The following is a 10,754-nucleotide window of genomic DNA, read 5'->3' as shown; positions in this document are numbered from 1 at the left end:
AATGCGACGCGACTGGGGGAGCGGCGGCACATGGTGACCAAACGTCAGGACGTGGAGGCGGCCGCCCCGGCCTGCTCCGGACAGCTCCCCGACCTCTCCGGCCTGGACCTGGCCGCCCTGCGCGGGATCGACCATCCCGTCCTGGCCGAGGTGATCGAGGGCCTGGTGGAACGGGTGACCCACCCGGCGGAAATCCTGAACGCCTTCGACTCCAGCACCACCTGACCGCTTCCCCCTCGGCCCCCGGCCCGGCCGAACCCGGCTGTCCCGGTTGACCACTTTCCGCCGTTAGCGGCCCCGGAGCCGGGGGCAGGGATGCTTCGTCCACCGGGTCGCCCCGGCGACACCGGGGAGGGAGCACGGCGATGAATCGACCCATCACAACCCCCTCCCCGGACCTGCCCGGCCACCCTCCTCCTGCCGCCTCGCCGCCGGGCCCGCAGGGCGGTGCGCACGCGTACTGGGCGCCCTGGCCCTACGCGCGGCTCGATGTGGAGGCGGCGCGGGCACACGGGCATGCGGCCTGGCCCATCCGGCAGTTCGTGCTCAAGACGCGGAGCCGGTGCAATCTCGCCTGCACCTATTGCTACGTCTACGCCATGGCCGACCAGGGGTGGCGGGAGCAGCCCGTCGTCATGACCGCCGCCACCGCCGCGCGGGCCGCGCGGCGGATCGCCGAGCATGCCGCCGCGCACGACCTGCCCCGGGTCGACCTGGTGCTGCACGGCGGCGAGCCGCTGCTCACCGCGCCCGCGGCCCTCGCCGCGCCCGTCCGGGCCGTGCGGGAGGCGCTGGCCGCCGCCTCGCCCCGTACGCGGCTCACCGCCACCGTCCAGACCAACGGCACCCTGCTCACCCGCGGCCGCCTCGCCGCGCTGGCCGCCGCCGGGATCCGGGTCGGCGTCAGCCTCGACGGGGGGCTGCCCGCGCACAACACCCGCCGCGTCGACCACGCCGGCCGCCCCGGCTTCGGCGCCGCCGCGCGCGGGCTGCGGCTGCTGGCCCGGCACCCGGACAGCTACGCCGGGGTGCTGTGCGTCGTCGACCTCGCGCAGGATCCCGTGGAGACGTACGAGTCCCTGCTCGCCTTCGACCCGCCCTCCCTCGGGCTGCTGCTGCCGCTCGGCCACTGGAGCGCCCCGCCGCCCGGCCACCACCCGGGCCGGACCCCGTACGCCGACTGGCTCCTGGCCGTCTTCGAGCGCTGGTGGCACGACGGCGTACGCCGCACCCGCATCCGGCTCTTCGAGGAGATCATCGCCCTGCTGCTCGGCCTGCCCGCCACCACCGAGACCCTCGGGCTCGCGCCCGCCGCCACCGCCGTCATCGAGACCGACGGCTCCATCGAACAGGCCGATTCGCTGAAATCCGCGTACGAGGGGGCCGCCGCCACCGGCATGGCCCTCGACACCCACAGCTTCGACCAGCTCCTCGACCACCCCGGCTTCGCCGCCCGCCAGCTGGGCCGGGACGCCCTCGCGCCCGTCTGCCGCGGCTGCGCGCTCGTGGAGGTGTGCGGCGGCGGGCACTACCCGCACCGCTACCGCGCCGGGGAGGGCTTCCGGCAGCCGTCCGTGTACTGCGCCGACCTCCAGGCCCTGATCCGGCACATCGCCGCGGCGGTGCGCCGCGCGGCCACCGGCGCCGCTGGCGCCGCCGGCGCCGCTGCCACCGCGGCCCCGTCCGCCGCGGTGCCGCGCGCGGCCACCGCTGCTGCTGCCACCACCGGCGGCGTCGCGGCCACCCCGACCCCCGGCGGCGGCCAGCCGGCCGGCGCGGTCCCGGTCCCGGCCCCGGTCGGCCCCGCCGAGGTGCTGCCTGCGGCCCCGGTCGCCCCCGTCCTCCCCCCGGCGGCCGCCTCATGAGCCCCGCCCTCACCGCCTTCACCGTCCCCAGCCGCACCCTGCGCGCCCTCGCCTCCACCGAGCCCTGCGCCGACGGCACCCGCCTGGTGCGCGACGTACGCCGCTCCAAACGCCTCGTCCTGCTGCGCGCCGTCCTCGACGCCGCCCCCGGCGGCCGCTCCGGCGAGACCGCCGACCACTGGGCCCTCCTGGAGGAGGCCGAGCGGCACGACCCCGGCGCCGTGCGCGACGTCCTGCACTACCCCGCCACCGGGGTCTGGGCCGAGGAGACCCTGCGCCGCCTGCACGCCCCCTACGGCCCGCCCGCCGACCTCGCCCACCTCGGCGCCCTCGCCGCGGCCGCCGCCCTGCGCGCCGGGATCACCTTCCGCCACACCCTGCGCCCCCTCCACGGCCGGCTCGTCCTGCCCACCCTCGGGCTGCTGCGCCCGGACCGCCCCGGCCCGCTCGCCCTCACCGAACGCTCCTGGGACCCCGACGACCCCGCCACCGTCCCGCTGCACACCCTGCCCGGCGGCCGCACCGCCCTCGACGACCTCGACCCCTACCGGGCGCCCGGCCCGGCCCGACCGGCCCCGCTGCGGCCCGCCCGCCGCCTCACCCCGAAGGGCCACAAGCGCTGGGACACCCAGTGGTCCGGCGCCCTCACCCTGCTCCAGCGCTACGACACCGTCCGGGCCGAGGAGACCCTGCAACTCCTGCGCTCCGTCGTCCCCCTCGGCGGCGCCTCCCGCTCCCACGGCGCCACCCTCCCGGCCGCCGCGGGCTCCGTACTGGCCCGCACCCAGGCCCCGCCCGCGTTGGCCGCCACCCTCGTCCACGAGGTCCAGCACGGCAAGCTCACCGCCCTCTCCGACGTCCTCACCCTGCACACCGCCGACCGCACACCCCGCCACTGGGCCCCCTGGCGCAGCGACCCGCGCCCCCTCGAAGGGCTCCTCCACGGCACCTACGCCCACCTGGCCCTCGCCGGCTACTGGCAGCGCGCCGCCCTCTACGGGGCCCGCGGCGCCTGGGCGCAGCACGCCCGGATCCGCGCCCAGGTCGCGGCGGTGCTGCCCGCGCTGCGCCACCACGAGCGACTGACCTCCGTAGGACGGGAGTTCACGGATGCCATGGCCGCCGCCGAGCGGGCGATGGACGAGCTCCCGCCGCCCGGCGACCAGCACACCGCGGCCCGGCTGACGGTCGACCGGGAGCGCCGCGCATGGTGCGAGAAGCACCCCGAACTCGCCCCGTTCGCACAGGTCTGACGGACCGTCCGCTGCGGTACCTTTTCAAGCCCGTCCACCGCCCGCAGCCCAGGGAGACGGCCGCATGAGCACCGGTAGCCGGCAGGAGCGCGACGCGGCGGCCCAGCAGCCGCAACTGCCCCACCAGAACCTCCAGACGCAGCAGGGCCAGCCGAGCCAGCAGGGCCAGCAGCCTCAGCAGCCCCAGCGTTTTGTCATCAGCTTCGCCGGCTTCAACCGCCCCTGGGCCGTCTGGATCGCGCACCGGCTCGAAGAGCACGGCCACCGCGTCACCCTCCAGCGCTGGGACCCGCAGAACAGCCCCGGCCTCACCCCGGCCCTCGACGACCTCGCCCGCTCCGGCAGCCGCGTCCTCCTCGTCCTCAGCGAGCGCTACTTCTCCGCCGGCACCCACACCGACGAGGAGTGGAACGCCTCCCTGCGCACCGTCACCGACGACCACCCCGGCCGCTTCGCCGCCGTCTGCCTCACCGACGCCCCGCTGCCCAGCGCCGTCGCCGCCCTGGAGAAGACGGACCTGTGGGGCCTGGACGCCTACGAGGCCGAATACCGCGTCCTGCGCCGCCTGGACCTGCCCACCGACCGCGTCGGCACCGAGACCGGCCGCCGCGGCCCCCGCTTCCCCAACGACCCGCCCGAGATCTGGGGCCGCGTACCCCGCCGGAACCCGCGCTTCACCGGCCGCAACGACGTCATCGGCACCCTGCGCCACGCCCTGGCCGATGCCCCGCCCGGCGCCTCCACCGTCACCCTCCTCGGCCTCTCCGGCGTCGGCAAGACCCAGGTCGCCACCGAGTACGCCTACCGCTTCGCCTCCGAGTACGACGTCGTCTGGTGGGTCCCCGCCGAGGACCGCCCCACCCTCCGCGAACGCCTCGCGGACCTCGCCCCCGCCCTCGGCCTGCCCCGCGGCGCCGGCAGCTACGGCGAGCAGATCCGGGCCGTGCTCGAAGCGCTGCGCCGCGGCACCCCGTACGGCCGCTGGCTCATGGTCTTCGACGGCTGCGACAACCCCGACGACCTCATCGACCTGCTGCCCTCCGGCGGCGCCGGCGACGTCATCATCACCTCCCGCAACCGCGAATGGGCCGCCCGGCACACCAGCCTCGTCGAGGTCCCCCTCTACGCCCGCCCCGAATCGATCACCTTCATCCGCCGCCGCGCCCTGCGCCTCACCGCCCACGAGGCCGACCAGCTCGCGGAGGCGCTGGAGGACTACCCGCTCGCCCTCGACCAGACCGCCGGCTGGCTCGCGGACTCACCCCTGCCCGTCGGGGACTACCTCGCCCTGCTCCAGCGCCGCATGGACTCCCACGGGGCCGTCACCGTCTCCGAGGACTACCCGCTGCCCTTCCCCACGGCCCTCGCCATACTGCTCAACAACGTCCGGGAGAACTTCCCCGACGCCCTCGCCCTGCTGCGCCTGTTCGTCTTCTTCGCACCCGGCCCCGTCCCGCTGCGGCTGCTGCGCGAATTCCCCGCCGACGACGTGCCCGAACAGCTCGCCGGCCTCATCAACGACCAGATCCGGTGGAACGGCGCCCTCAACAAGCTCGTGCAGTTCTCCGTCGTCCGCCTGGAGTACTCCGACCTCGCCGTGGAGGAGGGAGGGGGCGGGCTGGAAACCGTACAACTGCACCGCATGGTCCACGGCATCGTCCGCGACAACCTCTCCGAGGAGGAGGCCGAACCCCTCGCCCGCGCCGTCCGCCAGGTCCTCGCCGCCGCCGACCCCGGCCGGCCCGCCGACTCCCGGCTCTGGCCCCGCTACGCCGAACTCGTCCCGCACCTCACCACCTCCGGGGTCATCACCAGCGGCAACCCGCGCATCCAGAACTTCCTGCTGCACTGCCTGCGTTACCTCATCCTCGCCGGGGAGTACCGCACCTGCCTGCGGCTCTGCGAGGAGACCGACCGGATCTGGCGGGCCAGCCTCGGGGAGGACCACCCCAAGGTGCGCGAGCTGAGCTACCAGTACGGCAACTCCCTGCGCAACCTGGGCCTCTTCCGCCGCGCCGAGGCCCTCACCCGGACCGTGGCCGACCGCCTCACCGGGGAGCGCGGCGACCAGGACCTGGAGAGCCTGCGCGCCCGGAGCGCCTACGGCGGCGTACTGCTGTGCATCGCGCAGTTCGAACCGGCCCGGGAGATCTTCGAACACTGCCTGGCCACCTACCGCGAACTCCTCGGCGAGGACGACTCCACCACCCTCGACGCCCAGAACAACCTCGCCGCCACCTACCGCCTCCTCGGCCGCTACCAGGACGCCTACGACCTCGACCTCGACACCCTGCGCCGCCGCGAACGCGTCCTGATGCCCCAGCACATCTCCACCCTCGCCTCCGGCATCGCCTGCGCCATGGGCCTGCGGCTCATGGGCCGCTACCGGGAGGCCCAGACCCGGCAGGAGCAGGGCGTCAAGCTCAACACCCAGGTCCTCGGGCTCGGCCACCCCCAGACCCTGCGCGCCGAGCACAACCTCGGCCTGTGCCTGCGCCGCTCCGGCGACATCCCCGGGGCGGGGCTGCGGCTGCGGACGGTGTGGGAGCGCGCCACGCGGGTCTTCGGGGTGGACTACCCGTGGACGCTGATGGTCGCCTCGGACTACGCCACGTACCTCAGGGAGTACGGGGACATCGGCGAGGCCCGCCGCATCTCCGAGGATGTCGTCCGCGGCTACCAGTCCCAGCTCGGCCTCGCCCACCCGTACAGCATCGGCACCGTCGGCAACCTGGGCCTGGTCCTGCGCGCCCAGGGCGAACGCGCCGAGGGCCTCTCCCTCGCGGAGCAGGCTCTCGTCGGCATGCGCGGAGCGCTGGGCAGCCGCCACCCCTGGACCCTGGGCTGCGCCCTCAACGCCACGGGCCACCGCAACATCACGGGCCGCCTGGAGGACGCCCTCACCCTCAGCCGCGACACCCTGCGCACGGCGGAACAGGTCCTGGGCCCGGACCACCCGATGACGCTGAGCGCCCAGATCGCCCTGGCGGCGGACCTCCGCTCGGTCCGCGAGGACACGGAGGCGTCGGAACACGAGGAAGCGGGCATCCGTGGCCTGACCCGCACCCTGGGCGCGCCACACGTACACACGTTGTCGGCGAAGCAACGGGCAAGGCCGTACTGGGACTTCGAGCCACAGCCGTAGGGGGTGGGGGCGGTACGGGGGCTACGCGCGCGGGGGCTGCGGCGAGGGGGCCGCGGTACGGCTTCCCGCGCATCCGGCGCCCTCACCCCCTCGGCCCCACCACCCGCATCCGGTGCCTGCCCACCGCCCCGAGGCGCGGGCCGGCTGCGCCGGGAAGGAAGCCGATGCGGGCAGTCGAGTGAGCGCCTGCGGCGGTTGGAGCGGCCTGGCTACCGGCATGCGGAACTCAGAGCCTGACAGGGCGGCTTCGGGAGGGCGGAGCCCGAAGCGCCCCGGATCGCTACGTGCCACTGCCAGGCGGCGACTGCGGGTGGGCTGGGGCTGGTCTGCGCGGCAGGCATGGGTTCAGGTCGCTCAGGCGGCGGCCGCGAGCCGCCAACGCCGGATGGCCCGGCCCCAAGGGGCCGGGCCATCCGGGTCGAGCGGGGCTGCCGAGGGCTATGCCTCGAAGACCTCGTTCAGGAGGAGTTGCTGTTCGGCCTGGTGGCGCTTGGCCGAGCCTACCGCCGGGGACGAGCCGTGGGGGCGGGAGATGCGGCGGAGGCGTTCGCCCGCCGGGACGTCCGCGCCGACCGCCAGGTCGAGGTGGTCGATCAGGTTCAGGGCGATGAACGGCCACGCGCCCTGGTTCGCCGGCTCCTCCTGCGCCCAGATGTACTTGGCCGCGTTCGGGAACTTGGCGATCTCCGCCTGGATCTCCGCACCCGCGAGCGGGTACAGGCGCTCGATGCGGATGATGGCGGTGTCGGTGATGCCGCGCTTCTCGCGCTCCGCCTCCAGGTCGTAGTAGACCTTGCCCGCGCAGAAGACGACCTTGCGGACCGCGTTCGCGTCCACCGTGCTGTCACCGATGACCGGGCGGAAGGAACCGCTCGTGAACTCCTCCGCCTTCGACGCCGCCGCCTTCAGACGCAGCATCGACTTCGGGGTGAAGACGATGAGCGGCTTGTGGTGCGGGTTGTGGACCTGCCAGCGCAGCAGGTGGAAGTAGTTCGACGGCAGGGTGGGCATGGCCACCGTCATGTTGTCCTGCGCGCACATCTGGAGGAAGCGCTCCGGGCGGGCGGACGAGTGGTCCGGGCCCTGGCCCTCGTAGCCGTGCGGGAGGAGCAGGGTGACGCCGGAGGTCTGGCCCCACTTCTGCTCGGCCGAGGAGATGAACTCGTCGACGACGGTCTGCGCGCCGTTGACGAAGTCACCGAACTGGGCCTCCCAGAGGACCAGCGCGTCCGGACGGGCCAGGGAGTAGCCGTACTCGAAGCCCATGGCCGCGTACTCGGAGAGCAGCGAGTCGTAGACGTTGTAGCGGGCCTGGTCGTCCGACAGGTACAGCAGCGGCGTGTAGTCCTCGCCCGTCTCGCGGTCGATGAGGACCGCGTGGCGCTGGCCGAAGGTGCCGCGGCGGGAGTCCTGGCCGGACAGCCGGACCGGGGTGCCCTCCATCAGCAGCGAGCCGAAGGCCAGGGTCTCGCCCATGCCCCAGTCGATGGTGCCGTCGTCGATCATCGCGGCGCGGCGCTGGAGCTGCGGCAGCAGACGCGGGTGGACGGTGACGCCCTCGGGGATGGTGACCTGGGACTCGGCGATCCGCTTGACGACGTCCTGGGAGATCGCCGTGTTGACGGCGACGGGGAAGTCGGCCTGCGGGGTCGGCAGCGGCGCGGAGGCCGGGGGCTGCGTGGCGGCCTCGCGGACCTCCGCGAAGACCTTCTCCAGCTGGCCCTGGAAGTCCTGGAGCGCCTGCTCGGCCTCTTCCAGGGTGATGTCGCCACGGCCGATCAGGGACTCGGTGTACAGCTTGCGCACCGAGCGCTTCTTGTCGATCAGGTCGTACATCAGCGGCTGGGTGAACGCCGGGTTGTCGGACTCGTTGTGGCCGCGGCGGCGGTAGCAGATGAGGTCGATGACCACGTCCTTGTTGAACGCCTGGCGGAACTCGAAGGCGAGGCGCGCCACACGCACCACGGCCTCCGGGTCGTCGCCGTTCACGTGGAAGATCGGCGCCTCGATCATGCGGGCCACGTCGGTCGCGTACATGGAGGAACGCGAGGACTCCGGGGCGGCGGTGAAGCCGACCTGGTTGTTGATGACCACGTGCACGGTGCCGCCGGTGCGGTAGCCGCGCAGCTGCGACATGTTCAGGGTCTCGGCGACGACGCCCTGGCCGGCGAAGGCCGCGTCGCCGTGGAGGGCGAGGGGCAGGACCGTGAAGTCCGTACCGCCCTTGTTGATGACGTCCTGCTTGGCGCGTGCGACACCCTCCAGGACCGGGTCGACCGCCTCCAGGTGGGAGGGGTTCGCGACGAGCGAGACCTTGATCTGCTCGCCGTCCAGGCCGGTGAAGGTGCCCTCGGCGCCCAGGTGGTACTTGACGTCGCCGGAGCCGTGCATGGACTTCGGGTCGAGGTTGCCCTCGAACTCGCGGAAGATCTGCGCGTACGACTTGCCGACGATGTTCGCGAGCACGTTCAGGCGGCCGCGGTGGGCCATGCCGATGACGACCTCTTCGAGGCGGGCCTCGGCGGCCGAGTCGATGACGGCGTCGAGCAGCGGGATGACGGACTCGCCGCCCTCCAGGGAGAAGCGCTTCTGGCCGACGTACTTCGTCTGCAGGAAGGTCTCGAACGCCTCGGCGGCGTTCAGGCGGCGCAGGATGCGCAGCTGCTCCTCGCGCTCCGGCTTGGTGTGCGGGCGCTCGATGCGGTCCTGGATCCAGCGGCGCTGCTTCGGGTCCTGGATGTGCATGAACTCGACGCCGGTGGTGCGGCAGTACGAGTCGCGCAGCACGCCGAGGATGTCGCGCAGCTTCATCATCGACTTGCCGGAGAAGCCGCCGACCGCGAACTCGCGCTCCAGGTCCCACAGGGTGAGGCCGTGCTCGGTGATGTCGAGGTCGGGGTGCTTGCGCTGCTTGTACTCCAGCGGGTCGGTGTCGGCCATGACGTGGCCGCGGACCCGGTAGGAGTGGATCAGCTCGAAGACGCGGGCGGCCTTGGTGACGTCGTCGTCGTGGCTGGCGTCGATGTCGCGGTTCCAGCGGACCGGCTCGTACGGGATGCGCAGCGACTCGAAGACGGAGTCGTAGAAGCCGTTCTCGCCGAGGAGCAGGTTCGCGACGATGCGCAGGAACTCGCCGGAGGCGGCGCCCTGGATGACCCGGTGGTCGTAGGTCGAGGTCAGGGTCATGACCTTGGAGATGCCCAGCTTGTTCAGGGTGTCCTGCGAGGTGCCCTGGAACTCGGCGGGGTAGTCCATGGAGCCGACGCCCATGATGACCGACTGTCCGGGCATCAGGCGCGGCACGGAGTGCACGGTGCCGAGGCCGCCGGGGTTGGTCAGGGAGACGGTGACGCCGGTGAAGTCGTCCATCGTCAGCTTGCCGACGCGGGCGCGGCGGACGATGTCCTCGTACGCCTGCCAGAACTCGAAGAAGTTCAGCGTCTCGGCCTTCTTGATGCCGGCGACGACGAGCTGGCGGTCTCCGTTGGCCTTCACCAGGTCGATGGCGAGGCCGAAGTTCACGTGCTCGGGCTTGACCAGGGTCGGCTTGCCGTCCTTCTCCGCGAAGGAGTAGTTCATCGACGGCATGGCCTTGATCGCCTGCACCATCGCGTAGCCGATCAGGTGCGTGAAGGAGATCTTCCCGCCCCGGGCGCGCTTGAGGTGGTTGTTGATGACGATGCGGTTGTCGAACAGGAGCTTCACCGGGACGGCGCGGACGGACGTGGCCGTCGGGACGTCGAGGGAGGCGTTCATGTTCTTCGCCACGGCGGCCGCGGGGCCGCGGAGCGTCACCAGCTCGGGGCCCGCGGGGGCCTCGGTGGCGGGCGCGGCCTTCTGGCCGGCGGCGGGGGAGGGGGCGGGCGCGGCCGGTGCGGCGGCCGGGGCCTGGGAGGTGACAGTCACAGCAGGGGCACCAGAGGGGATGGCAGGAGCAGGGGCAGGAGCTGACACAGGCGGAGTGGCCGCCGTCGCGGGGCGCGCGGGCGCGGCGTCCGCCGCCCCCGTGGCGGCGTCGGCGACCTGCGGGGTCCGGGCGACGGTGGGGGCGGCCTGTGCGGAGGCGCCGTCCGTCGGCGTGGACTGATCGGGACCGGCCGACGTCACCGGAGCGGCGGCGCCCCCCGGCTTGTAGTCGGCGAAGAAGTCCCACCAGGCCCGGTCGACCGAATGCGGGTCCTGGAGGTACTGCTGGTAGATCTCGTCGACGAGCCACTCATTCGCGCCGAAGCCTGAGGCAGGGTTCTTCCCGCCCTCTGCTGCTTCGGTCGTGGTGCTCTGGTTACTGGGGGACTGTGGCGACACGGCGGCAACCGCCCTCTTCCGCTTCACAAGGTATGGACAGCGGGGATAAAGGCTACGCCTCCTGGACGGTGAGATGCAGACCGGGCGGGAGATCCGTCGTGCAGGTCACATCGAACGGCGGGTTTCGCCACCAGGAATGGCGGGAAACACGTGTGGTTCGGGTAGGCGGCAGCGAGGTTGCGGCCC

5 protein-coding genes are annotated in these 10,754 nt (G+C 73.1%); 4 read left to right on the top strand and 1 reads right to left on the bottom strand.

Annotated features, from left to right (window positions below; genetic code table 11):
• Positions 1 to 30: 30 nt before the first annotated feature.
• The 4 genes from fxsA (at position 31) to fxsT (ending at position 6,263) form a co-directional block, all read left to right on the top strand.
• Positions 31 to 225, top strand: a complete 195-nt coding sequence (gene fxsA, locus ABZ873_RS03995) for an FxSxx-COOH cyclophane-containing RiPP peptide (protein WP_360864716.1) — start codon at positions 31 to 33, stop codon at positions 223 to 225.
• A 140-nt stretch (positions 226 to 365) separates the two neighbouring features.
• The gene (locus ABZ873_RS03990) at positions 366 to 1,865 is read left to right on the top strand and encodes an FxsB family cyclophane-forming radical SAM/SPASM peptide maturase (RefSeq protein WP_360864713.1); all 1,500 of its coding nucleotides are present in this window, start codon (positions 366 to 368) and stop codon (positions 1,863 to 1,865) included.
• Entirely contained in the window at positions 1,862 to 3,118 is a 1,257-nt protein-coding gene (locus ABZ873_RS03985; protein ID WP_360864710.1) for an HEXXH motif domain-containing protein, read from the top strand. The genes ABZ873_RS03990 and ABZ873_RS03985 overlap by 4 nt, the downstream gene beginning before the upstream one ends.
• 64 nt (positions 3,119 to 3,182) lie before the next feature.
• The gene (gene fxsT / locus ABZ873_RS03980; protein ID WP_360864707.1) at positions 3,183 to 6,263 is read left to right on the top strand and encodes an FxSxx-COOH system tetratricopeptide repeat protein; all 3,081 of its coding nucleotides are present in this window, start codon (positions 3,183 to 3,185) and stop codon (positions 6,261 to 6,263) included.
• A gap of 438 nt (positions 6,264 to 6,701) precedes the next feature.
• Here the strand turns inward: fxsT and ABZ873_RS03975 are convergent, their stop codons facing one another.
• Complete coding sequence (locus ABZ873_RS03975) at positions 6,702 to 10,568, bottom strand: multifunctional oxoglutarate decarboxylase/oxoglutarate dehydrogenase thiamine pyrophosphate-binding subunit/dihydrolipoyllysine-residue succinyltransferase subunit (protein ID WP_360864704.1); 3,867 nt, start codon at positions 10,566 to 10,568, stop codon at positions 6,702 to 6,704.
• Between the last annotated feature and the right edge of the window lie 186 nt (positions 10,569 to 10,754).

It is taken from the genome of Streptomyces sp. NPDC047014, from assembly GCF_040644195.1.
Taxonomy (GTDB): Bacteria; Actinomycetota; Actinomycetes; order Streptomycetales; family Streptomycetaceae; genus Streptomyces.
The sequence above is the reverse complement of the archived record's forward strand: the minus strand, read 5'-3'. Positions and strand labels throughout refer to the sequence as shown.

Bases quoted from the DNA above. Each gene is read 5' to 3' on its own strand.
- fxsA (WP_360864716.1), top strand. From the start codon at position 31: ATGGTGACCAAACGTCAGGACGTGGAGGCGGCCGCCCCGGCCTGCTCC.
- ABZ873_RS03990 (WP_360864713.1), top strand. From the start codon at position 366: ATGAATCGACCCATCACAACCCCCTCCCCGGACCTGCCCGGCCACCCT.
- ABZ873_RS03985 (WP_360864710.1), top strand. From the start codon at position 1,862: ATGAGCCCCGCCCTCACCGCCTTCACCGTCCCCAGCCGCACCCTGCGC.
- fxsT (WP_360864707.1), top strand. From the start codon at position 3,183: ATGAGCACCGGTAGCCGGCAGGAGCGCGACGCGGCGGCCCAGCAGCCG.